Origin of the sequence: Bradyrhizobium sp. 45 (assembly GCF_023073155.1) — a bacterium.
GTDB lineage: Bacteria > Pseudomonadota > Alphaproteobacteria > Rhizobiales > Xanthobacteraceae > Bradyrhizobium > Bradyrhizobium canariense_D.
Window position 1 is genome coordinate 552398 of record NZ_JADPIX010000143.1, and the last position, 23001, is coordinate 575398.

Annotated in this window: 18 protein-coding genes; 11 read left to right on the top strand and 7 right to left on the bottom strand. The window is 63.4% G+C overall.

Annotation, left to right across the window (positions count from 1 at the left end; all coding sequences use genetic code 11):
* Nucleotides 1–62: 62 nt before the first annotated feature.
* The 3 genes from IVB42_RS35075 to mdlC are packed head-to-tail and all read left to right on the top strand — an operon-like array spanning nt 63 to nt 4514.
* Nucleotides 63–1388, top strand: a complete 1326-nt coding sequence (locus IVB42_RS35075; protein ID WP_247393744.1) for an MFS transporter — start codon at nt 63–65, stop codon at nt 1386–1388.
* Nucleotides 1389–1422: 34 nt separating this feature from the next.
* The gene (locus IVB42_RS35080; protein WP_247393742.1) at nt 1423–2871 is read left to right on the top strand and encodes an aldehyde dehydrogenase; all 1449 of its coding nucleotides are present in this window, start codon (nt 1423–1425) and stop codon (nt 2869–2871) included.
* 35 nt (nt 2872–2906) lie between these two features.
* Nucleotides 2907–4514 carry a benzoylformate decarboxylase gene (gene mdlC, locus IVB42_RS35085; RefSeq protein ID WP_247393740.1) on the top strand — a complete coding sequence of 536 codons (1608 nt, stop codon included), beginning with the start codon at nt 2907–2909 and terminating at the stop codon, nt 4512–4514.
* Here mdlC and IVB42_RS35090 read toward each other — a convergent pair.
* From IVB42_RS35090 to IVB42_RS35100, 3 genes are all read right to left on the bottom strand, one after another.
* Nucleotides 4511–6046, bottom strand: a complete 1536-nt coding sequence (locus IVB42_RS35090; protein ID WP_085395552.1) for a hypothetical protein — start codon at nt 6044–6046, stop codon at nt 4511–4513. The genes mdlC and IVB42_RS35090 overlap by 4 nt on opposite strands.
* 30 nt (nt 6047–6076) lie before the next feature.
* Nucleotides 6077–7252, bottom strand: a complete 1176-nt coding sequence (locus IVB42_RS35095; protein ID WP_018458714.1) for a glycosyltransferase family 4 protein — start codon at nt 7250–7252, stop codon at nt 6077–6079.
* Nucleotides 7253–7554: 302 nt separating this feature from the next.
* Nucleotides 7555–8901, bottom strand: coding sequence for a polysaccharide biosynthesis C-terminal domain-containing protein (locus IVB42_RS35100; RefSeq protein WP_018458715.1), 1347 nt, complete (start codon nt 8899–8901; stop codon nt 7555–7557).
* Nucleotides 8902–9334: 433 nt separating this feature from the next.
* Here IVB42_RS35100 and IVB42_RS35105 point away from each other — a divergent pair, with 433 nt between their 5' ends.
* Nucleotides 9335–10558 (top strand): NAD(P)/FAD-dependent oxidoreductase, encoded by a 1224-nt coding sequence (locus tag IVB42_RS35105; protein WP_247393738.1) that lies wholly within the window; start codon nt 9335–9337, stop codon nt 10556–10558.
* 29 nt (nt 10559–10587) lie between these two features.
* Here IVB42_RS35105 and IVB42_RS35110 read toward each other — a convergent pair whose 3' ends face one another.
* Nucleotides 10588–11724: a GNAT family N-acetyltransferase gene (locus IVB42_RS35110; protein WP_204510800.1), complete on the bottom strand. Its 1137-nt coding sequence runs from the start codon at nt 11722–11724 to the stop codon at nt 10588–10590.
* Nucleotides 11725–12790: 1066 nt separating this feature from the next.
* Here IVB42_RS35110 and IVB42_RS35115 point away from each other — a divergent pair.
* A complete protein-coding gene (locus IVB42_RS35115; RefSeq protein ID WP_247393735.1) occupies nt 12791–13939 on the top strand; it encodes an ABC transporter substrate-binding protein in 1149 nt (382 codons plus the stop codon).
* Between the two features lie 34 nt (nt 13940–13973).
* On the opposite strand, the gene IVB42_RS35120 is transcribed toward IVB42_RS35115, so the two are convergent.
* The gene (locus IVB42_RS35120) at nt 13974–14732 is read right to left on the bottom strand and encodes an SDR family NAD(P)-dependent oxidoreductase (RefSeq protein ID WP_018458719.1); all 759 of its coding nucleotides are present in this window, start codon (nt 14730–14732) and stop codon (nt 13974–13976) included.
* Nucleotides 14733–14895: 163 nt separating this feature from the next.
* Here IVB42_RS35120 and IVB42_RS35125 point away from each other — a divergent pair, with 163 nt between their 5' ends.
* Genes IVB42_RS35125 through IVB42_RS35150 form a run of 6 tightly spaced genes read left to right on the top strand, consistent with a single transcriptional unit; the run spans nt 14896 to nt 20761 of the window.
* On the top strand, nt 14896–16155 hold the full coding sequence (locus IVB42_RS35125) for an extracellular solute-binding protein (RefSeq protein WP_247393733.1): 1260 nt from the start codon (nt 14896–14898) through the stop codon (nt 16153–16155).
* A 50-nt stretch (nt 16156–16205) separates the two neighbouring features.
* On the top strand, nt 16206–17099 hold the full coding sequence (locus IVB42_RS35130) for a sugar ABC transporter permease (RefSeq protein ID WP_247338721.1): 894 nt from the start codon (nt 16206–16208) through the stop codon (nt 17097–17099).
* On the top strand, nt 17092–17940 hold the full coding sequence (locus IVB42_RS35135; RefSeq protein ID WP_247370710.1) for a carbohydrate ABC transporter permease: 849 nt from the start codon (nt 17092–17094) through the stop codon (nt 17938–17940). Before IVB42_RS35130 ends, IVB42_RS35135 begins: the two co-directional genes overlap by 8 nt.
* A 22-nt stretch (nt 17941–17962) precedes the next feature.
* A complete protein-coding gene (locus IVB42_RS35140; RefSeq protein WP_247393731.1) occupies nt 17963–19060 on the top strand; it encodes a Gfo/Idh/MocA family oxidoreductase in 1098 nt (365 codons plus the stop codon).
* A 10-nt stretch (nt 19061–19070) separates the two neighbouring features.
* Nucleotides 19071–19715, top strand: a complete 645-nt coding sequence (locus IVB42_RS35145) for a ThuA domain-containing protein (RefSeq protein ID WP_085352425.1) — start codon at nt 19071–19073, stop codon at nt 19713–19715.
* On the top strand, nt 19712–20761 hold the full coding sequence (locus tag IVB42_RS35150; protein ID WP_247393728.1) for a LacI family DNA-binding transcriptional regulator: 1050 nt from the start codon (nt 19712–19714) through the stop codon (nt 20759–20761). The genes IVB42_RS35145 and IVB42_RS35150 overlap by 4 nt, the downstream gene beginning before the upstream one ends.
* Before the next feature lie 23 nt (nt 20762–20784).
* On the opposite strand, the gene IVB42_RS35155 is transcribed toward IVB42_RS35150, so the two are convergent.
* Together IVB42_RS35155 and IVB42_RS35160 are read right to left on the bottom strand one after the other, a co-directional pair.
* Nucleotides 20785–21411, bottom strand: a complete 627-nt coding sequence (locus IVB42_RS35155) for an NAD(P)H-dependent oxidoreductase (RefSeq protein WP_247338704.1) — start codon at nt 21409–21411, stop codon at nt 20785–20787.
* 3 nt (nt 21412–21414) lie between these two features.
* A complete protein-coding gene (locus tag IVB42_RS35160; RefSeq protein WP_247393725.1) occupies nt 21415–22989 on the bottom strand; it encodes an isochorismatase family protein in 1575 nt (524 codons plus the stop codon).
* Between the last annotated feature and the right edge of the window lie 12 nt (nt 22990–23001).

The following is a 23001-nucleotide window of genomic DNA, read 5'->3' on the forward strand; positions in this document are numbered from 1 at the left end:
CGGCTGCGGCGGCCAATAACAACAAGACAACAAAACGACAAATGACACCGGAGGAGGAAACCGTGACGACAAGAGCATTGGAGCACTACGACGACCATGCCGCCGCCGGCGCCACTGCCGAGCAGACGGCGAGCAGCCGCCGGCGTATCCTGATCGCCGGCACCATCGGCACCGCGATCGAATGGTACGACTTCTTCATCTACGGCCTGATCGCGCCGCTGGTGTTCGATCAATTGTTCTTTCCGAAGTTCGACCAGCTCACGGCGACGATTGCGGTGTTCGCGACGTTTGCCGTCGGATTTTTGGCGCGTCCGCTTGGCGGGCTTGTATTCGGCCATTTCGGTGACCGTCTCGGCCGAAAGTCCGTCTTGCTGTGTACGCTGCTCATGATGGGACTTGCGACCATGTCGATCGGGCTGTTGCCGACCTATGCCAGTGCAGGCGTGGCTGCGACCGTCGCGCTCGTGGCGTTGCGCTTCGTTCAGGGGTTTGCGCTCGGCGGCGAGTCGACCGCGGCGATCCTTATGGCGATCGAGACGGCGCCCGGGCACCGGCGCGGCTTCTCGGCCGCGGTGATCCAGGCCGCAGGACCTGTCGGTGTCGTGCTCGCCTCGTTTGCGGCGCTCACGATCGCGCGGCTGCCGGAAGCGGACCTGCTGTCATGGGGCTGGCGCGTGCCGTTCCTGATCAGCGCGGTTCTGGTCGCACTCGGCGTCTATATGCGCCTGCGCATCGAGGAGAGCGCGACATTCCGAAAGGCGAAGGTGACGGAAGTCGCGCCTGTGGTCGAAGCGCTGCGGGAACATTGGCGGCCGATCCTCATCGTATTCTTCGCCGAGATGGCGCAGACGTCCTATTTCTATCTGACAGCCATCTTCACCATCTCCTTCGCGACCCGTCAGCTCGGCGTCCAGAAAGACGTCATCACGCAGGCCGTGCTGTTCGCCAATCTCGTCGGGCTCGTTGCGATGCCACTCATCGGCGCCTGGTCCGACCGTATCGGACGAAAGCGTCTGTTCTTGGCCGGCGTGGTGCTTGCAGCCATCTCGATGTTTGCATTCTACGGTGTGGTCGCGAGCCGCGACATGGTGCTGGTGACGGGCGCGGTGATCCTCGCCGCGGGGGTGATCCATCCGCTGATGTTCGGCAGCGAAGGAAGCTATTTTCCGGAATTGTTTCCGACCCGCATTCGCTTCACCGGCGTGTCGATCGGAAAGCAGCTCGGGACGGTGCTCGGCGGCGGCATTGCGCCGCTGGTCGCCACCAGCCTGTTTGCGCAGACGGGCTCCACCTACGCGATCACAGGATACTACGTTGCGCTCGCGCTCGCGGCGATGATTGCGCTCGGCTTTGCGCGTGAAACCGGAAAATCGCGGCTGCTCGGCTAGAGCGAGCGCCATCATCAACACCAGGGAGGTTTTCATGGACGTCAGTCTTCTCATCAACGGGCAGGATCGGGCCGCTTCCAGCGGCAAGGTGTTCGAGCGGCGCAATCCGCTGTCGCAGGAGGTCGCAAGCCGCGCGGCCGCCGCGACCGCTTCCGATGCCGACGCCGCGGTGGCGGCGGCCTCCGCCGCGTTTGCCGCATGGTCGGCACTTGGCCCGAATGCGAGGCGAGCCCTGTTGCTGAAGGCCGCAGATGCGCTTGAGGCCAAGCGCGACGCCTTCGTCCGGATCATGATGGCCGAGATCGGCACGACGGAGATCTGGTCGGCCTTCAACGTCAAGTTCGCGACCGGCATGCTGCGCGAAGCGGCGTCGCTCACCACGCAGATCGCCGGCGAGGTGATCCCGTCGGACAAGCCTGGATGTCTCGCGATGTCCATTCGACAGCCCGCCGGCGTGTGCCTCGGCATCGCCCCGTGGAATGCGCCGATCATTCTCGGCGTTCGCGCCGTGGCGACGGCGCTCGCCTGCGGCAATTCCGTCGTGCTCAAGGCCTCCGAGATATGCCCGGGGACGCACCGGTTGATCGGCGAGGTCTTCAAGGACGCAGGCTTTCCGCCCGGTGTCGTAAATGTCCTGACCAACGCACCGGCCGATGCGCCCGCTCTGGTCGAGCGTCTGATCGCCAATCCGGCCGTGCGGCGGATCAATTTCACCGGCTCGACCCGCGTCGGGCGCGTCATCGCCGAGCTCGCCGGGCGCCACCTCAAACCGGTGCTGCTCGAGCTTGGCGGCAAGGCGCCTCTTGTCGTGCTCGACGATGCCGACCTCGATGCCGCCGTCGCGGCGGTCGCATTCGGCGCCTTCATCAATCAGGGCCAGGTCTGCATGTCGACCGAGCGGGTGATCGTCGACGAGGCGGTAGCGGCGTCCTTTGTCGACAAGCTCGCGAAGAAGACAGCTGCGCTTCCGGCCGGCGACCCGCGCTCCGGTCCGGTCGTCATCGGCTCAATGATCGACGAAGCGCCGGCCAAGCATGTCGTTGCACTGATCGACGACGCGATCGCCAAAGGCGCCGTCAAGCTCGCGGGCGGCGACCGGGTTGGCACGGTCGTTCCGGCCACCGTGCTCGACCGCGTGGTGCCCGGCATGCGCATCTATACCGAGGAGAGCTTTGGTCCCGTCGTCTCGGTGATCCGGGCAAGTGGCGTGGATGACGCGGTGCGGCTCGCCAACGATACCGAGTACGGCCTCTCGGCCGCCGTGTTCGGCCGCGACGTCGCGCGCGCGCTGACGGTGGCGCAGCGGATCGAAAGCGGCATCTGCCACGTCAACGGCCCGACCGTGCATGACGAGGCGCAGATGCCGTTCGGCGGCATGAAGGGATCGGGCTACGGCCGCTTCGGAGGTCAGGCCGGGATCGCCGAGTTCACCGATCTGCGCTGGATCACCATCGAGACCCAGCCGCAGCACTATCCCTTCTGACCGCGCAACAAGCGAAGCCCATCAGGACGCTATTCATGAATTCGAAAGTTCTCACGGTTCGGGAAGCGACCCTCGGTGTGCTTCGCTCCTTTGGCGTCGATCGCGTTTTCGGCAACCCCGGCTCGACCGAGCTTGCCTTCCTTGGCGACTGGCCCGACGACATCGACTACGTGCTCGGATTGCAGGAAGCCTGCGTCGTCGGTATGGCAGACGGCTATGCGCAGGCCACGGGACGAGCGGCGTTCGTCAATCTGCACTCGGCGGCCGGGCTCGGTCATGCCCTCGGCAATCTCTTCACCGCATTCCGCAACAAGACACCGATGGTCGTGACAGCCGGGCAGCAGGCGCGCAGCCTATTGCGGATGCGACCCTATCTCTTCTCCGAGGACGCCGCACAGTTTCCAAAGCCCTATGTGAAATGGAGCGCCGAACCGGCGCGCGCCGAAGATGTTCCAGCGGCGATCGCGCAGGCCTTCCTCACCGCCATGCAGCATCCCCGCGGTCCGACATTCGTGTCGGTCCCGTCGGATGATTGGGCGCGGCCCGCAACCGCTCCACCGGTCCGCTGCATCGCGACGGAGTTTGCGCCCGATCCGGCGGCGATCGTTCGGCTCGGCGCGGCGATCCGAGCCGCCAAAAAACCTATCTTCGTTGTCGGACCCGAGATCGATCGCAGCGGCTGCGTCGACGCGATGGTCGCTGTGGCCGAGCAGGCGAGCGCGGCCGTTTGGGCAAGCCCGATGTCGAGCCGTTCGAGCTTTCCGGAATTGCATCCGCTGTTCGCCGGCTTCCTTCCGGCAGCACCGGGAGGGCTCGCCCGCGCATTGCGCGGCGCCGATCTGATCGTCGTGGTCGGCGCGCCGGTGTTTACTTTCCATGTCGAAGGACAATGTGAATTGCTCGACGACGGAACGCCGGTCTGGCAGATCACGGATGATCCGACGGAAGCCGCATCCGCTTCTGTCGGTGACACCATCATCAGCACGCTCCCAAAGGCGCTGGCTGGGCTGCTGTCGGCGATGCCAGGGATCGCGGAGCGCGAGGTGCCGGCCGCGCGGATGCGGCCTGCCGTTCCTGCCGCGCAAAATCCGCTTCCGCCCGCTTATGCGCTCGCCCGGCTCTCCGCGTTGATGCCGGCCGATGCGATCGTGGTCGAGGAGGCGCCGTCGCATCGTCCCGCCATCCAACAATTCCTACCACGGCCTGGCGCGGACAGCTTCTACACGATGGCGAGCGGCGGACTTGGTTATAGCCTGCCGGCCTCGGTCGGCGTGGCGCTGGCGCGGCCAGGCCGCCGCATCGTCGCCCTGATCGGTGACGGATCGGCGATGTATTGCATCCAGGCAATCTGGACCGCGGTGCAACGCCGCCTGCCGATCACTTTCGTGATCATGAACAATTCAGGCTATGGCGCGATGCGCGCCTTCAGCCAGCTGATGCAGGCGCATCGCCCGCCCGGGATCGACCTGCCCGGGCTCGACTTCGTGGCGCTCGCAAGGGGAATGGGTTGTCCGGGGCAGCGCGTGACCGATGTCGGCGACGTCGACGCCATCTTGACCGAAGCGTTGGCATCAAGCGGTCCCGCGCTGGTCGATATCGCCGTCGACGACGCCACGACGGACCTGTTCAGCCATCCGCGCTAGCTGGCGGCAGAGGGGCTGGTCCGCGGCGACAAGACAGCCGATGGAAATTTGCCTCCGAAGGCACGGGTCTTGGGTTGGACACGCGACCCGTCGATCACCTCGAGTTGTCCGCAGCGATTCAAGGTATGCAACTTCCTGCCGGGCCATGCTGGCCCTGGCCGCAGAGAGTGGCGGATAATCTGCTTGAACGTCGTCGGCGACAGTTCGACGATTTCCGCCAGGGCGAGCGCTGCCCCATATCCGCCGGCACAATCCTGGACCGGGCGCCACAATTTGTCATTGATGGTGACGAAATTCCCCGCAGGCCGCGTGCTCGCGCGGTCGATCAGGACCGGGTTGCTGGCATGCGGCAACCACGGGCCCATGAGGTGCTCGGCGTGATAGATCGCCAACGAATCCGAATACCCGCCAGTGCCATCGCGCCAGGCTCCGAACAGATAGTGCAGGCCGTTGTGCCGCGTGATCGTCACATCGGCGAGTTCAAGTCCTGAAAGCAGCGTCGCGTGGCGCTCCCATTTGTCCGGGAACCGAACGCATTTATAGATGGCGACGTCCCCATTGGTCGAGCTCTCCGGGATCATCCACAATGCGCCATCGTCCTCGATCAGGAACGGATAGGAGAGGTGCCAGGGCTCGTCCAATACGGGCACGACCGCTCCGACCGGGCCCTTATCGTCGAACTCGATCGCGGAAATGATTCCTTTTCCAATCCGGTGATCGAGATCCTCAAAGAAGACGAATGTTCTTCCCTGCCACGTGATGGGGAAAGGATCGGCGTAGAAGTGGTTTCCGGGATCGGCAAGGACGTTCCAGCGAGGCCCTGACAGGTCTCCGGTCTGCCAGACGCCTGCGCCCTTGTTGATGCGCCATCCGACATGCCAATGCGGGGCATAGCAGCAGAGGCGATAGATCTCCTTGGCGATCGATATGGTGAGGCCGCGCGCGACATAAGCCGTTGGCGGGCGGCCGTTGTCCGCTCGGGCCGGTCGTGCCAGCTGCGGCACGATGCGCGGTCGTCCCGACAGGATGGCGGCCACCATGGTCAGGGTTCGCGCCATCACCGTTTCCAGGCCCCCGCTCAGACCGGCCGCGATTTCGGCGGAGGGATGGCCACGATCGAGGACTGCACCGTCGACCTCGTCGACGATTTCGATCACCGGCAGATCGCCGGCGAGAATGGCGGCAAGAGCTGCGTTTTCGCCTGCCACTCCATTGAACAGCGGGCGGAGATACTGCCGGGCGGAGCAGTTCGGATCCCGCGCGCCACCGGTGAAATCGACGATGACGTCTGCCGTGCCGGCGCGAGCCTGCATCCGGTCCGGACTGATCTTCAGCCTTTCGGTGCCGCTGTGTTTGCCCTTGTGCAACACCAAACGTTCGAGCTCGAACAGCATGTCGAGACCCGCCGGCCGCGGCTCCGCCGTTGCCGTCCACGCGATCTGGACCGGTACATCCCGCCCGTCGATCGACAGCGTCTCGCGGCCCATCCACCGCCGCGCATTCTCAATTTCACAGCGAAACTCGATGGTCATGTCGAGCCGATCCGTTTCCATGCGCCCCGATCAAATGACCTGGCCGAGAATTCGAACGTATTCCTCCACCATGGCGTCCACTGAATAGCGCAGCTTCAGGCCTTTGGCGTTTTGCCGCAGTTCGTCGCTCAGTCTTTGGTCCGTCAGGAGCCTCGAGACGGCCGCTGACAGCTTGGCGTGATCGGAGGTATCGACGAACAGCGCTGTCGGCTTCCCTTCGACGGACAACACTTCGCGCAAGACCGGAAGATCGGTGACGACCGAGGGAACGCCGGCGTTTGCAGCCTCCACAGCGGCGAGGCCGAAGGTCTCCGCCTGCGTCGGAAATACGAACACGTCGAGAGCGGCGAGAAACTCCGCCATCTGGCGCGGGGTGATTTCGCCGAGCAGATGCAGCCTGTCCGATACTCTCAGCTCATCCGCCAACTGCCGCAGCCGGGCCTCGTCGGCTCCCTGGCCGGCCAGCGCGAGATGCCAGGATGGTTGATCCGGCAACAGACGTATCGCCGCGTCGAGCCGCTTGTGCGGGTGCAATCTTGCTGCGCAGCCGAGCAGGGGGCTATCCGGCGGGAGATTGAACTTCTGTCGCGCAGCTTGCTTCGACAGGGTGAGCGCCTTGTCGTCGAAGCCGTGCGGGACATGCACCATGCGCGCGCGATAAGCCCTGGGGTAGCGCGAATACTCGCGCTGCATGTCCAGCGAGTTGAGCGTGATGCGGTCGAAGAAGCCGAGGCTGCCCATGACGATGTCGGCCGTACGGACCGGCCAGCTCATCGACAGCGCGGATGAAACCTGATTGGCGATGACAGGTGCGCGGCAGATCAGGCGCGCCACACCGGCGCCGATGACATTGCCGAAGTGCTGAAAGGTCAGAACGGCGTCAGGCCTGGTGGCCCTGATATGGCGGCCGAGCGTCCACAGCATTTGCAGCAGCGCCAGCGGATTTCCCGGCCGGCTCGACGCGCAATAGACCGTGTGGGGCGGCTCATCGAACGAATCCGACTTGCGGAAGAAGAAAAGATTGGTGACGCGGTAGCCGCGGGCGGTCAGCCCGGCGCCAAGCAGGCGCGAGATCTCCTGCGCACCGGCGTTCTCAGCCTGGGTCTGTACGAGCAGCACGTGCGGCTTGCGTCCGCCACCGTTGGGCGACGGGAGTGCTGTCGCAGTCGTCTCGCCCAACGCCTTGTTTGGCTGGTAATGCAGCACGGATCCCGACCCATTAGAGAAGCGAATTTTTCACCTTCTTAACTCCGTATCTACCATGCGGGCATCGCGCGGACACCGACTAGCAATAAACGGAGTTAATGCGCCCTGCCGCAAGGGCATGAGGGAATTCCGCTGGTTCCCGACGAAGTGCAGAGGACGCGGGCAACCGCCGATTAACCATCGATATTTGGGTTGGAGCGGGCCCACTAAAGCATATGAAAACGACGCACATTCCGCCGGTGCGCCGACGGCTGCTGGTGCGCTCTCCTTCATGCGGGACACGCGCGACATATGCTGACGCTCTATTCGCCGGAGTCCGCGCCACGGACCGCGTAGGCGCTGGGCTTCGATGCCGAGAAGCGCAGAAGCCCTAGAATCGAAGGATCGACGCCGGTTCGCCGGCGACAGAGGATGTTGAGGACGATGGTCGCTAACGCGAGCGACACAGTGGCCGAGATCGCCGCGCCAAGAACGCCGAGCCAGGGAATGAGGACGAGAAATCCAACCAGCCGTAGCGCTACGTTCCCGGCAATCACGGGGACATACTCGCGCTCATGGCCGGTCAGTTGCAATATCGCCGCAGACGGACCGCCCGCCGCCTGGACCGCCGTTCCGATCGCGAGCACGATCAGGACCCAGTGCTGCGCAGCGAAATGTGGCCCGAACAAGTTGAGTAGATGGGGACCTCCAACCCAGATCAGGAGGAGTCCGCTGACCACGCACACCGCGGTCACTTCCGCCATGAGCCGCAACGTTCGCTCGAATTCCTGATGGTTCTTGCTGAAGTACAGCGAGGGGAGCCGACGTGCGCCAAAGCTGTACAATGCGGCCGACAGCATGGCGAAGATGTTGGCCAGGCGCGAAGCGGCAAAATAAATTCCGGCGGTTGCCGGGTCCAGCATCCAGTAGACCAGAATGACGTCGAAATACTGGTTCGCGGCTTCGAGAATGGATGCGACCCAGAAATGAAGCGCGCTCGATCTCCAGCGCGACGGCTCGGAACGCACCGCCGTGCCGCGGAAATCCGGTAGAACTCGCGCAATCGCGATGATCTGTGCGACCAGTCCGACCGACATGGCAATCGTCATCACGGCGATCAATTCGGCGGGATCAAGCTGCCGATGGCCGAACATGATTGCGAGCAGAAACAGCACCACGCTGACTCGCCAGAAGAACTCCCTGTTTCCTTCCCCCATGAGAATGCTGACCAGCGAGCGTGCGATCTGGCTGCCAAGCATCAGTCCGGCATTCACGGCTGTGTAGGCCGACACCGCGACAACCAGCAGCCACGAGGCGCCTTTGATGTTCGCGCCGATCGCGATCGCGCCGATCGCAATCAGCATCGCGACGGAGGAAATCTTGAAGCTCGATAGCAGCACGCCCTTGGTGAGATCAGGCTGATTTCCCACCCGATACTCGTTCAGAAAACGCACCAGCAGCGATTCCTGGCCCACCAGACCGACGACCGCTGCCATCTGGGCGACCGAAAGCCAGGTCGCAAAGATGCCAAACCCATCGGGCGACATCGTTCGTGCCGCAAGCGAGAACAACGCGAACGCAAGCGCGCCGCTACCAACCTTGAGAAGGATGGTTCCGGCAACACCGCGCGTCACGTCGCGCCGCATGAACTGGACGATGGATTCGATCATGGAGATTTAAGGGGCAACTTCCCCTGAAGAGACATTTTCCGATTACCTGCGACAGCCTAGCATGCCGAAAAACCGCGAGTGTTAATGGACGGCCTCCATGATCCCGCCCTCCGCGGCGACGTCGCGGCCATGCCTGTTGCTTCACTATGGAACATCGCTGACCCCATTGTCCCAGATAGAGCAAAGTGCGGCCCGGTCGCGTGGCGGCAGAGCGCCGCATCGACGGCCGATGAGGCGAGATGAGCCATTGGAATGCGGACCGGCTCAACGGGAATGGCCATCCCGAGCAAGGCGCGTGCCTGATCTCATCGGGCCGGGCAGGTCTCCGCTGCGTTAACCGAGATATCGAGAAATGATCGCGTTTGGTCCTACGATGCGACATCAGGCGAGAGAATTGCACGGGCAACCATCGTTGACCGTGGGAGCCTGAACCATGACGGCGGATAGCAACGTGACCGAGCCGAGCGCTGGATCTGCGACCGCGGCGATCGTCGTCGATATCGCGATCGTCGGCGGCGGCCTTGCGGGCTCGCTCGCGGCGGCCGTGCTCGCGCGGGCAGGGCATCGTGTCGCTCTCGTCGACAAGCGCGCGGTCCATCCGGACGAGTTTCGGGTCGAAAAAATAGGCGGCCGTCAGCTGGAGATGTTGCGCAAGCTGGGCTTCCTCGATGCGCTCGACAACGTGGCCTGTCGATATGATCAGGTGCTCAACATCAGGGAAGGCAAGGTGGTCGATGTCAGCGTCGGCCGGGCTTACGGGCTTCCATATGCCGATCTCGTCGCCATGGCGCGCAGCCAGCTGCCAGATCCGTCCAGCCTCATTGTCGACGAGGTCACTGCGGTCAATTGTCGCGACGATCTCCAACATGTCGAGCTCGCGTCAGGGGGGCGCATAACTGCGCGCCTCGTCGTGCTGGCCACGGGCATGGCGGGCGTGCTCGGCTACAAGCTCGGCATCAAGCGGCGCGTGCTGGCCGAGCGCCATTCGGTTTCGTTCGGCTTCACGATCGCCCGCCGCGACCACGCGCCGTTCGATTTCGAGGCGTTGACCTGTTATGGGGAGCGCACAGCGGACGGCATCGATTATCTCAGCCTGTTTCCCGTGCGTGCCGGCATGCGGGCAAATCTCTTCATGTTCCGAGACCCGACCGATCCGATCATGCGCGAGCTGCGCCGTGAACCGGAGGCGACGGTCTTGCGCCTGCTTCCGGGATTGCGGCCCTACCTTGGCGATTTCCACGTGATCGACCGGGTGCAGAATTGGGTGATGGACCTGTCCGTCGTGGAAGGACATCTCCAGCCCGGCGTCGTGCTCATCGGTGATGCGTTCCAAACGAATTGTCCGGCCGCCGGCACGGGCGTCGCCCGTCTGCTGGTCGACGTCGAGCGCCTCTGCACCGAATATGCGCCGCGTTGGCTCGGGACCGAGGGCATGGGCCGGGAGAAGATTTCTGAATTCTATTCCGATCCCGACAAGGTCGCGGCGGACCAGCAGTCACTGAAGATGGCGCGCTTCCGGCAGGCCCTGACGTCCCGCAACGATATTGGCTGGGACGTGCGGCGGCGGCTGCACTTCCTGCGACGCAGTATCACCCACCGGGTCGATCAGATGCGGCCCGGCTGGCTCGCGCAGGTTCGAAGCGCGCTACGCGCCTGAGAGCGGCACCCGGTCGGCCCTCGCACCGGTCAGCGCGTCGGCGTTGAGGTCCGGGTCGGCAGGAACCTGAACTCCGACATCCGCTTGGCGGCCAGCTTGAGCCAAGGCGCCTGTTTCAGTGCGAACAAGGAGATGGCGCCCGTGGTGCTGCCCGCCTGCGTGACCGTCCACATCGGTGAAGGCTGAGCGCCGAACTGCTTCTTGTAGGGCTCGTCGCCGATGGTGAAATCGAGCATCTGATCCCCGCGCTCGATGCAATCCTTCGCCACCTGCTCGAACATCAGCGCGCCCAAGGACTGGCTTTTGTATCCGGCAATGTCGAAGGCGCCCATGATCACGAGGAAGCTGCCGTGATGGCTGAGTCCGAGCACGGCTGCGATTACCTCGCCGTTCATCTTCATCGCATAGAGCCGGACAAAGGAGCCGAGGCCGCGCTGCGCCACGTCGGAATAGAAGCCGTAATATTCGGGGCGCTGGAGCAGATCTCCGTCGCCGTGTGCCTGAAAGCGCGGCCCGCGAAATTTCTTCATCACGTCCAGCACCTCCAAGACAGCGGCACTGTCGCGGCAGCATGAAAAACTCAAGTCCCCCTTCTTCTGGAGCTGCCGGGCTTTCTTTGCGAGCTCCTTCTGGTAGGAACGGTCCAGCGCACTGGCGCGCCATTGCTCGAACGGCGCGACCAGAACGGTCGCATAGGCATTGGTGTCCATCGCTATGCGGCGGGGCGCAGCCAGCAGGTTCTCGATCGGAAGCCGTCCATCCGGCAGCTTGGTCATCCGGAGCAGATCGAACGGGCGGACGAGGCACCGGATTTCTGCGCAGGCACTCTCGTCCTTGAGCAGCTCGGAAAATACCTGCGGGCTGCATACGGGCGCGAGGTAGTCGGAAACGCGGAGGTCGGCGAATTCGACGGTCCGTATCGGGCCGCGCCGGATCCGCAGCAAGGGCAACACCATCGCAAGGGCGCCCGTCGCGCGGTGGCGGACCACGACAACCAGAGGAGTTGCGCCCACATGAGACGCGAGCCTGGTGTAGAGGGTGTCGAGCCAGAGCGGATGCTGGAACGCGGTGGCGGCCGAGTTGTCGAACAGCTCCGCGTAGTCCGGCGACAGGAAGTCGAATCCCTGCTCGATGGCGATGTCGAATGTGTTGCTAGGTCTGTTCATACGCAACCAAGAAAGCAGATGGCTCGGGACGATTGATGGAGCCGGATCTACGCTCTATAGCAGGGTCGTTACGGGGGAGACACCGGCGGCGTATGATTTGCATTAATCCTTCGAGCGAGGCGCGTATGGTTACCAAACCGTTAATTCCTCATCGAGCGGCCTCGCAGCCGAAACAGCCAAGACCGCGTCAACCCCCCTCGTCAAATATATTCCGCTTTACCGAAATTCGGAAACGGCGTATGTGTCGCGCATCCCGGCTCATCCTTGAGGGGCGATCTTGTGGTCGTCATGTTCGCGAGCCGGGCTTGCGGTGGACGCGGCAGCGTTCGGGTGCGAGAGGCCAAGGGCAGGGCGGATTGCTCTCCGTGAGCCCAAGGCTGCGTTCCGACGAGCGGCGCTGCTAGGCTTCGTCTCGTCTGTAAGTTTCCGGCTCCGTCGACAGGGCTGGGAAAACTGCGGCGAAATGGCGGGCCGTGCGTACGGCAAAACCGTGTGGTCCTGGCCGTCGTTGCTACGGTCAAGCCCTGGCGAATGCGGCATCTGCGTCAACCGGCGCGGTGTCGGTGACTTTCGCAGGGTGAGGGAGGCCAGCAGGAACTCGGCTCCCGGGAGAGCACGGCATAAGCCGTCCAACCATCGCGCAGGGAAGGCCGAGTGATTGGCTACACCTGTATGCTGCTGTGCGGTTCTCTCTGCGTGTGCTTTTCGCGCAGCGGACCGCGGGTGCCAGCCGGCACCCGGCCTTCCCTGCGCCCTCTTGGACAAGAGGGTGAAGCGACGAAGCAAAGCTCGGGCGGAATCAGCCGCGAGAACGCGACGGCGTGTCCGCCGACCTCGAGATTCGGTTCGAGCACCGATGTCTTGTCCCTAACGCTAGGGACAGACACGTTGCCGCGATCCGCTTAGCATGATCCGCCCGCTTGCTCGGGACCGCAGGAGGGAACGCGTATGTCGGACGACATGCCTTCTGGGCAGCGTCGGTGCGTCCCGGAGAGCAGTGCAAGCTCGAGCCGGGGCGCCCGATGCAGCCGGCGGAGTCATCAAAGCGGACAGGGAGGAACGGGACATGAAGGTCGGTTTCGCGCGAGCCTCGCTTCTTGTGGCATGCGTCCTTTTTGGAAATGCTGCTCACGCGGACATCAAAATTGGAATTGTGATTTCGGCAAGCGGCCCGGGATCCGCTCTGGGACAGCCGCAGCTCAAGACGGTTGCAGCTCTTCCGAAAGAGATCGGTGGAGAGAAGGTGACCTATATCGTCCTGGACGACGAGTCGGATTCGACCAAAGGGGTCCAGAACGCACGCCGGCTGGTGATCCAGGATAAGGTCGACGTGCTGGTCGGCTCCTCTCTGACCCCGGTGACCATGCCGATGCTGGATGTTGCACTCGAATCGAAGACGCCGCTGCTGTCGCTCGCTGCCGCTACCGCCATCGTTCAACCGATGGATGAGAAGCGCGTCTGGGCTTTCAAGGTCGTTCCCAATGACGACCTCATGGCGGCCGCCATCCTCAAGCATATCGCGACATCAGGCGTGAAGACGCTCGGCTATATTGGCGTTTCGGATGGCTACGGCGAGGGCTACTACAAGGAGGTGAGCCGCCTCGCGCCTGCGTTGGGGCTGACCGTAACCACACATGAGGTCTACGCGCGCGCCGACACCAGCGTCACCGGTCAGGCGCTGAAGGTGATGTCGACCAATCCCGATGCCGTCTTCATCGCGTCCGCAGGAACTCCGGCCGTCCTGCCGCAGCAGGCGCTCCGCGAGCGCGGATACGCCGGGAAGATATTTCAGACACACGGCGTGGCCAGTGAGGAGTTCATCAAGCTCGGCGGCGCGAACGTCGAAGGTGCGGTATTCGCGGGCGAAGCTTTTACCATTGCCGCCGATCTTCCCGCAGGAGATCCGTTCCGTCGTTCGACGGAGGAGTTCGTGACCGCGTATGAAGCGGCCAACGGACAAAAGCCCAACATGTTCGCTGCTCACCTCTGGGATGTCGTGGCACTGATCGGAAAAGCTGCACCGGATGCGCTGAAGACGGCAAAGCCTGGCACAATCGAATTTCGCGCGGCGCTGCGGGACGCACTCGAGCGTGGGCAGAACATCTATCTCAACAATGGGCTGTCGAACATGAGCAAGGCCGATCACAACGGCTATGATGAGCGCTCGGCCTTTCTCATCAAGGTCGAAGGCGGGAAGTTCCGCCTGGCAAAGTAGCGGCGCGCCGATGCACGATCTGGTCTGGTCCGCCTCAGACCCAGCCGCCATCGACGATGTAGTGCTGGGCTGTGCAGGCAGAAGCCTCGTCGGAAGCGAGGAAGATGGTGAACTTCGCGACCTCGTCGGGCATGAGCTTGCGCTTCAGGCATTGTCGTTGCATGAGCTCGACCTCGCCCTGGGGTGTCATCCATTTATCGAGCTGGCGCTCAGTCATGATCCATCCAGGCGCTATCGCGTTCACGCGGATATTGTAGGCGCCGTAATCGCGCGCCAGAGAGCGTGTGAGACCGATCACACCCGATTTGCTGGCGGTGTAGGCGGCCATGCCGCCTTGTCCGGCGATCCACGATACCGAGCCGAAATTGATGATAGCGCCGGCGTTCGCCGCCTTCATGTCCGGCAACACGGCCTGCGCAGCAAAGAACTGGTGCTTCAAGTTGACCCCGATGCGGTCGTCCCAATATTCCGGTGTCATTTCCTCGGTGCTGTGCCGCTCGTCATGCGCGGCATTGTTGACGAGGATGTTGATCGCGCCGCGCACATTGCGCGCCTCCGCGACACCGGCACGTAACGCGGCAATATCGGTCAAGTCGACACGCATGAAACGCGCGCTAAGACCTTGATCCGAGAGCTCGCGTGCCAGCGATTGGCCCGCGTCGACATTGATGTCGAAGAACACGACATTGGATTTCTGCTGTGCGAAGCGCCGCACGATCGCAGCGCCAATTCCCGATGCGCCTCCGGTGACGAGAACGACCTTGCCGGCGAGGTCGGAATAAACGGCAGCCATGGATATCCCTCGATTTGCGTTGGGGGCAGCGCGACGCGGCCCGACTCTCCCGCTCACCTTAGCGACCTCCCTCGTGAGGTGCATAGGTCAGAATTTCAGTTGCGTACCTCAAAAATCGAAGGCAGGATTGCATCAAAGAATAAGAGCCCTTGGGAGGAATGTGATGAGACTGCTCGGGAAACTGGGACTAGCCGTTGTCGCATGCCTGTTCGGAGCGAAACTCGCTGCGGCCGAAACGACGGTCAAGTGGCTGCACATCGAGGCCAACCCGGCCCAGGTCAAAATCTGGGAGGAGGTTGCGCGCGCCTATGAGGGGTCGCATCCCGGCGTCAAGGTCGAGATGCAGTTCCTCGAGAACGAGGCCTACAAGGCCAAGCTGCCGACCATCCTGCAATCCAAAGACCGGCCCAACATCATCTACAGCTGGGCCGGCGGTGTCCTGAAGACGCAGATCGAGGCCGGTGTGCTCGACGACATCACCGATTCTGTGAAGGGCTACAGCGACAGTCTCACACCGGCGGCGCTCGCCGCCTTCACCAGCAACGGCCGTGTTTATGGTCTGCCCACGGCGCTCTCGCAGGTCGGCTTCCTCTGCAACAAGGAGCTGATGGCCAAGGCGAAGGTCGACCCTGCCGGGATCAAGAGCTGGGACGATCTGCTTGCTGCCGTGAAGACGTTGAAATCCGCCGGCGTGACCCCGATCGTGGTCGGCGGCGCCGATAAGTGGCCACTGCACTTCTACTGGACGCATCTTGCTGTGCGCATCGGCGGCAAGGCGGCGTTCGATGCGGCGCTGCGTGGCGAGAACGGCGGCTTTGCCGGGGGAACCTTCCAGAAATCCGGCGAGCTGTTCAAGCAACTCGTGGATCTCCAACCGTTCCAGAATGGCTTCCTGGGTTTCAAGAACCCGCAGGCGGTCGGCTATTTCGGCGACGGCAAGGCGGCGATGACGCTCGCGATCAGCACGGTCTATCATCTGCAGCGCGCTCTCGCCGCCGACAAGATCGGATTGACCGAGGACAAGATGTGCTGGTTCGACTTCCCGGTCGTGACCGGCGGTAAGGGCGCGCCGACCGATACGCTCGGGGGCATCACCGGTTGGCTGATTACGAAAGGCTCGCCGAAGGAGGCTGTCGATTTCCTGAAGTACTTCGTCTCCAAAGAGGTGCAGACGCGGCTTGCCGCCGGCAACTTCATCATCCCGGTGGTGCAGGGCGCGGATGTCGGCCTCAACAACGGCTTCATGAAGCTGATCGCCGCCAATCTGGCGAAGTCGAACTACCACCAGAACTTCTATGACCAGAGCCTGGGTCCGTCCGTCGGCCGCGTCGTCAACGACGTCACGGCCGAGATCGCCGGCGGCAGCATGAGCCCGCAAGAGGCTGCCAAGGCGATCGAGGCGGCGTGGAAACAGGGCAACTGACGGTGACGCGGCGGACCGCGAGCGTGTCGGCGATCGGCGCTGCTGGCGAGATGGTCCCGCAGGTCACGGTCCGTGGCCCGAGTTGGGACGGCAGGCTGACGGTGCTCATCCTGTTCCTGCCGCCGGCGCTGCTGTTGTTCACGTTGTTCGTTGTGCTGCCGATCGGCGAAGCAGCTTGGTACTCGGGCTTCAATTGGAACGGATTCGGCAGGCCGACCAACTGGATTGGCCTGGACAATTACCGCTTTGTGCTGGAGACCCGCGCCTTCTGGCTCGCTCTGCGCAACAACGGCCTGATCATCGCTGTTTCGCTCGCCATCCAGCTGCCGCTTGCGCTCACCCTGGCCTTGATGCTCGCCGAACGCTTTCGAGGGGCGGTGGCGCTGCGCATGCTGTTCTTCATGCCCTATATCCTGGCGGAGATCGCAACCGGGCTGATCTTCAGCTTCGTCTATGATGGCGACTACGGCCTTGTGGCCTCGATCTGGCGCAGCTTCGGCGCCGAGCCGCCGCATCTGCTTGCATCGACGGATACGGCCATGCTGGCGGTGCTGATCGTGGTCGTCTGGAAGTACTTTGGCTTCCACATGATGCTATTCATCGCAGCGCTCCAGGGCCTCGACAAGAGCCTGGTCGAGGCGGCGCGTATCGACGGCGCGACCCGATCGCAAGCCTTGCGACATGTGGTCATCCCCTTGCTCTATCCGACGATAAGGCTCTCCGTGTTCTTCGCCATCGTCGGCTCGCTGCAGCTGTTCGACCTCGTCATGCCGCTGACGCGCGGGGGGCCAGCGGACTCCTCGAACACGATGGTGAGCTTTCTCTACAACAACGGCATCTCGCGCATGCGGGTCGGCTACGGCAGTGCCATCGGCGTCATTTTGTTTGCGATCTGCGTGACCTTTGCCTTCACGTACAAGCGATGGTTCATGCGCGATGAGTAACGTCAGGACCATCCGAGCGCCGTTCGATCCCTCAGTATTGTTCAAGCTGGTGTTCCTGGCCGTTGTTGCCATCATCGTAATGGTGCCGCTGCTCGCGACCTTGTTCGGTGGTTTCAAGTCGCTCGGCGAACTGCGCGTCAATCCGTTCGGCCTGCCACGTCACTGGGAGTGGCAGAACTATGCCGACATCCTGTTCTCGGCACGCTACTGGCAGCTCTTGCGCAACTCGCTGATCATCTCGACCCTCACGGTAGCCTTGACCCTGATCGTCGCCTCGATGGCGGCGTTCACCTTCGCCCATATCAGGTTCTACGGCAGCTCGATGCTGCTGAGCTACCTGACGCTGGGCCTGCTGTTTCCGGCCGCGACGGCGGTGCTGCCGCTCTTCATCAAGGTCCGCGATCTCGGGCTGCTCGATACATATTTTGGCGTTGCCCTGCCGCAGACGGCTTTCAGTCTCGCCATGAGCGTGCTGCTGCTGCGGCGTTTCTTCAAGGACATCCCGTACGAATTGCTGGAGGCCGCGCTGGTCGACGGCTGCAGCTATATCAAATTCTTCCGCTATGTGACCTTGCCTTTGTCCCGGCCGATCCTGGCGACCGTCGGTACCATCACCTTCGTCAACAGCTGGAACGCCTATCTGCTGCCGCTGGTGATGCTCAACACCGACGCGCTCTATCCCTGGCCGCTCGGTATCATGATTTATCAGGGCGAGTATTCGTCCGAGTGGCATCTGATCCTGGCCTTCATCACGTTGACCATCCTGCCGACGATCATTCTCTTCCTCCTGGCGCAGAAGCACATAGTCGCAGGCCTCACCGCCGGCGCGGTCAAGGGATGAACGGTACCTCACGGAGATCACAATGAGAAAAGTCGGCATCGGCATCATCGGCTGCGGCAATATCAGCACCGCTTATCTGAAGGCGGCCCAGCGCTTCGCGGTCATGGAAATCAAGGCGCTCGCCGATATGCGCAGCGATGCGGCAGAGCGGCAGGGCGCCGCCTTCGGGTTGCCGGCGATGCGGGTTGATCAGCTGCTCAAGCGAGACGACGTCGAGATCGTCATCAATCTCACTGTGCCACTCGCCCACACCGACGTCAGCCTGGCGGTGCTGAACGCCGGCAAGCACGTTCATTCCGAGAAGCCGCTCGGCATTAACGTCGCCGAAGCGCGCAAGGTGATGGAGCTCGCCGCGCAGAAGAATCTTCGCGTCGGTTGCGCGCCCGATACGTTCCTGGGCGGTGGGCACCAGACCGCGCGCAAGCTGATCGACGATGACGCGATCGGCACGCCCGTGGCCGGCAGCGCGTTCTTCGGCTGCCCCGGCCATGAGCGCTGGCATCCGGCGCCGGGTTTCTATTATTTGCGCGGCGGCGGCCCTATGCTTGACATGGGCCCGTACTACATCACCGATCTCGTGCAGCTGCTCGGCCCGGTGGCGAGCGTGATGGGCTCGACCGCGCGTCCGAAATCCGAGCGGCTGGTCACCAGCCAGCCGATGAACGGAACGCTGATCCCGGTCGAAGTTTCGACCCATGTCGCCGGCACGCTCGAATTCGAGGGCGGGGCGGTCGTCTCGATCGCGATGAGCTTTGATGTGCCGAAGCACCGGCACGCGCCGATCGAGATCTATGGCGACAAGGGCAGCATGCTCGTGCCCGATCCGAACCGCTTCGGTGGCGAGGTGCAGGTCGCCAAGACCGGCGGCGACTGGGAACCGGTGTCGCTGACCCACGGTCATGTCGATGGCGAGTTCCGTTCCATTGGCGCCGCCGATATGGCCTCCGCGATACTGAACAACCGGCCGCATCGTGCGAGCGGCGCGCTCGCTTTCCACGTGCTGGAGGTGATGGAGGCGTTCCAGATCTCTGCCGAGGAAGGCCGGCGCGTCAAGATCGAGAGCCGCGTCGAGCGGCCGGCGATGCTGCCGGCCGGGCGTGAAACCGGACAGATCGACTGAGGACAGAAACATGCGCAAGGCAATGATTGTATGGGGCGGTTGGCCCGGGCACGATCCCGATCTCTGTGCTTCGATGATCCGTGGTTGGCTGAAGGCTGAAGGCTTCGAGGTGCGGATCGAAACCACCACCGCCGCGTTCGCCGATCCCGCGATTCACGACCTGTCGCTGATCATCCCGATCTACACCATGTCGACAATCGAGAAGGCGGAAGCGCTCAATCTCTGCGCTGCGGTCCGGAGCGGCGTCGGGCTCGCCGGCCATCATGGCGGCATGGGCGACGCATTCCGCGATTCCGTCGACTACCAGTTCCTGTGCGGCGGGCAGTGGGTTGCGCATCCCGGCAACATCATCGACTACAAGGTCGACTTGACGAAGCCGGATGATCCCATCATGAAGGGCCTGAAGAGTTTCGAGCATCGTTCCGAGCAGTACTACATGCATGTCGACCCCGCCAACGAGGTGTTGGCGACGACGACCTTCACCGGCGAGCACGCGCCCTGGATCGAGGGCGTGGTAATGCCCGTGGTCTGGAAGAAGCGATACGGCGCGGGCAGGGTGTTCTATTCCTCGCTCGGCCACCGCGCTTACGAACTCGACGTACCGGAAATCCGAACGTTGATGACCCGCGGCATGCTGTGGGCGGCGCGCGAATGAATGCTGGTGCGAGCCAGCCGGTGATTCGTGCCACGCTTGAGGACGTTGCGCGCACGGCGGGTGTTTCGCTCGCCACGGTCGACCGCGTCGTCAACCGGCGCGAGGGCGTGCGCGCCAAGACCGTCGCGCGGGTCGAGGCCGCGGTGGCAAAACTCGGCTATCGAGCCGACGTCGCGGCCGCGCGGCTTGCCCGCGGGCAGACGTTCCGCTTTGCCTTTGTGCTGCCGACGGGCAGCAACAGCTTCATGACCAACCTGACCGAGCAGGTCCAGCGCACCGCAGACTGGCTCGCCGGCCAGCGCGGCTTCATTGATATCCTGCGTGTCGACGTGTTCGATCCGGACGTACTCGCCGCCGCGCTGGAAAATCTCTCGCCTTCCTATCAGGGCGTCGCCGTGATCGCGCTCGACCATCCCAGGGTGCGCGCCGCGATCGACGAACTCACTGCGCGCGGGGTCGCTGTGGTGACCCTCGTGTCGGACGCGCCGAGCTCGCGCCGGCTGCACTATGTCGGCATCGACAACCCGGCGGCAGGCCGCACCGCTGCAACGCTGATGGGACGGTTCCTCACTGGTCGCAAGGGGACGGTGGCCGTCATCGCGGGATCGTTGTCGCTGCGCGATCACACCGAACGGCAATTCGGCTTCCACCAGATCCTGTCCAGCGAGTATCCGAACCTGCACGCGCTGCCCGTGATCGAGGGCCGCGACGACAGCGAGCGCACCCGGGAGCTCACTGCGGCACTGCTCGCGCGCCAGCCCGATCTGCGCGGCATATACTGCTGCGGCGCCGGGAACCGTGGCATCGCCGACGCGCTCGAGGCCTCGGGACGGTCGCGCGAGGTGGTCTGGATTGCCCATGAGCTGACCCAATACACGCGGCGTTTCCTGGTCCGCGGCACGCTCGATGCCATCATCAACCAGGATCCCGGCCACGAGGCACGGTCTGCGGCGCGAGTCCTGCTCGCGCATTGTTCGGGTGAGCCGATCAGCCCCGACCAGGAGCGCATCCGCATCGACATTTTTCTGCGGGACAATCTGCCGTAGCCTCGACTGACCTGCGGGGCGCATCAGAAGCTCTCGGCCATTGCGGCCAGACGTTGGTGGGCTCTTTCGCGGGACGCCTCGATGGGCTGTTGTGGTCCAGTGGTTGGTCCGATCGGAATGAAACGGACATTGCTGATGCCGACAAAACGCAAAATTTCGCGCAGGTAAGGCGTTGCCATGTCGATGCGCCCGCGGTTCATTCCGGTGGCGAAATCGCTGCCACTGGCAATGATGACGATGGTCGGCCGGTCCTTCAGCAACGGGATATACCCCAGCGACGGATCGAACCGAAAGGTGAGCCCGGGCTGGACGATGATGTCGAACCATTGCTTGAGCTTATAGGGAATACCGAAGTTCCACATCGGCGTCGAAATCAGCACCCGCTCGGCGAGCGCTAAGCGCACCGCCATCCGCTCGGCTTCCGCGAAGCTGTCGCGCTGCGCGTCGTTGAAGGCCTGCGCCTTCATCCGTGCATATTTGGCTTCGACAATGGGGCCTGAAAATTCCGGCAAGCGCTCGCGCCAGAGATCCATAACGTCCACGTCCCAGTCGGGCCGAGCTTGGCGAAAGCCGTCGAGGAAAACGCGTGCGCCGGCGCCTGACCAGGAGTCGTCGCGGGGCGAGCAGGACAGGTGCAGGAGCTTCGCCACCGTTCATCCCAGCGCTTTGATGACCGCATCGGCCTTGGTCACGACGGCGACGTTCTGCATGGCGAAATTGATCGACGCGGCGTGCCAATCGGCGTTCATGGTCGAGCAGCAATCCTCGGGAACGATCATGAAGTAGCCCTTGTCGGCACCGGTCCGCGCCGTGTGCTCGACCGACATGTTGGTCCAGGCGCCGGTGTTGATGATCATGTCGCGGCCGGTGGCTTTCAGGATCGTTTCGAGCCTCGTGCCCTCCCAGGCGCTCATTCGTACCTTCTCGACCACGAAATCGCCGGGCCGTGGTTCGAGACCTGACACCGGTGCCGCCCCCCAGCTTCCGCGCACCATCGCCTTGCTGTCGACGAGACCCTCGAACAGCGGCGCATTCAGCGTCACGCCGGGCGCGCCGGGCTCGACGACGAACCAGACATGAATGATAGCGACGCCGCGCACCCGCGCCGATTCGGCCAGGCGGCGGACATTCTCGACGACGCGCTGCTGCTTCGCGTGACCTGGCGCGCCGGAATCGGCAAAGGCGCCGCCGTCCATGATGACGTCGTTCTGGAGATCCTGGATGATCATGGCGCAGCGTCGCGGGTCGAGCTGCATTTCGCCGTCGGCAAGGATGGGGGCAGCGGAAGCAGAGCCCGCGGCCGCCGTGCCGCTGCCTCGCTTGCCGCTCATATAGGGCTCGTGGCGCGGTCCGACCCTGGTGGGAATGGCATAGACCGAGTGCGTCGAAGTCAGATACAGCGTGCGGAAATCCGGCCCGCCCCAGGTAAGGTTGGCGACGAGTTCGGGCAAGCGGAGCTTGCCGAGCAGCTCGCTCCGCGGCGAATAGACCCAGACCCCGCCGGGTGCCGTAACCCAGATGTTGCCGTGCTGGTCGCACTTCATGCCGTCGGGCAAGCCGGGCTCGAGCTCGGAGCGGATACCGCTCGCGAACACACGCGCACTCGACAGCGAGCCGTCACCGTTGACGTCGAATACATGGATGAGTGCCTGCACGGTGTCGTTGACATAGAGCAATTGCTCGTCGGGCGAGAAGCACAGCCCATTCGGCTGGTCGAACAGATTGCGATCCACGACCAGCTTCGGCTCGGCGCCGGGCACGACGCGATAGACGCCCTGGAAACCGAGCTGCCTCGGCCGCTCGACGCCATAGACCGGCATGCGGCCATACCAGGGGTCCGAGAAATAGATCGCGCCGGAGGAGTGCACGCAGACGTCGTTGGGGCTGTTGAGCTCCTGTCCCCCAAAGTGCGAGGCCAGCACCTCGCGCCGCCCGTCCGGCCGCTCGCGGATCAACGACGATGTCGCGTGCTCGCAAACGACCAAATTAAGTTCGGCGTCATAGGTCATGCCGTTGCATTTGTTCGACGGGCGTTTGACCTCGGCAATGCCGTGCCGCGAATCCCAGCGCCGGCGCACGTCGCCCGGCATGTCTGAGAACAGCAGATAATGATCGACCGGATGCCAGATCGGTCCCTCCGTGAAGTCAAAACCGGTGCCGATTTGCGCGACTGGTGCGTAGGGATCGATCAGGGTCTCGAATTCGGAGCGCAAGGTGACGTGGGTCATCGGTCGATCCTC

Coding starts and splice junctions, on each gene's coding strand:
- IVB42_RS35130 (WP_247338721.1), top strand. CDS start 16,206: ATGGTCCCGCAGGTCACGGTCCGTGGCCCGAGTTGGGACGGCAGGCTG.
- IVB42_RS35140 (WP_247393731.1), top strand. CDS start 17,963: ATGAGAAAAGTCGGCATCGGCATCATCGGCTGCGGCAATATCAGCACC.
- IVB42_RS35160 (WP_247393725.1), bottom strand. CDS start 22,989: ATGACCCACGTCACCTTGCGCTCCGAATTCGAGACCCTGATCGATCCC.
- IVB42_RS35105 (WP_247393738.1), top strand. CDS start 9,335: ATGACGGCGGATAGCAACGTGACCGAGCCGAGCGCTGGATCTGCGACC.
- IVB42_RS35150 (WP_247393728.1), top strand. CDS start 19,712: ATGAATGCTGGTGCGAGCCAGCCGGTGATTCGTGCCACGCTTGAGGAC.
- IVB42_RS35125 (WP_247393733.1), top strand. CDS start 14,896: ATGAGACTGCTCGGGAAACTGGGACTAGCCGTTGTCGCATGCCTGTTC.
- IVB42_RS35080 (WP_247393742.1), top strand. CDS start 1,423: ATGGACGTCAGTCTTCTCATCAACGGGCAGGATCGGGCCGCTTCCAGC.
- IVB42_RS35145 (WP_085352425.1), top strand. CDS start 19,071: ATGCGCAAGGCAATGATTGTATGGGGCGGTTGGCCCGGGCACGATCCC.
- IVB42_RS35135 (WP_247370710.1), top strand. CDS start 17,092: ATGAGTAACGTCAGGACCATCCGAGCGCCGTTCGATCCCTCAGTATTG.
- mdlC (WP_247393740.1), top strand. CDS start 2,907: ATGAATTCGAAAGTTCTCACGGTTCGGGAAGCGACCCTCGGTGTGCTT.
- IVB42_RS35120 (WP_018458719.1), bottom strand. CDS start 14,732: ATGGCTGCCGTTTATTCCGACCTCGCCGGCAAGGTCGTTCTCGTCACC.
- IVB42_RS35115 (WP_247393735.1), top strand. CDS start 12,791: ATGAAGGTCGGTTTCGCGCGAGCCTCGCTTCTTGTGGCATGCGTCCTT.
- IVB42_RS35090 (WP_085395552.1), bottom strand. CDS start 6,046: ATGACCATCGAGTTTCGCTGTGAAATTGAGAATGCGCGGCGGTGGATG.
- IVB42_RS35110 (WP_204510800.1), bottom strand. CDS start 11,724: ATGAACAGACCTAGCAACACATTCGACATCGCCATCGAGCAGGGATTC.
- IVB42_RS35100 (WP_018458715.1), bottom strand. CDS start 8,901: ATGATCGAATCCATCGTCCAGTTCATGCGGCGCGACGTGACGCGCGGT.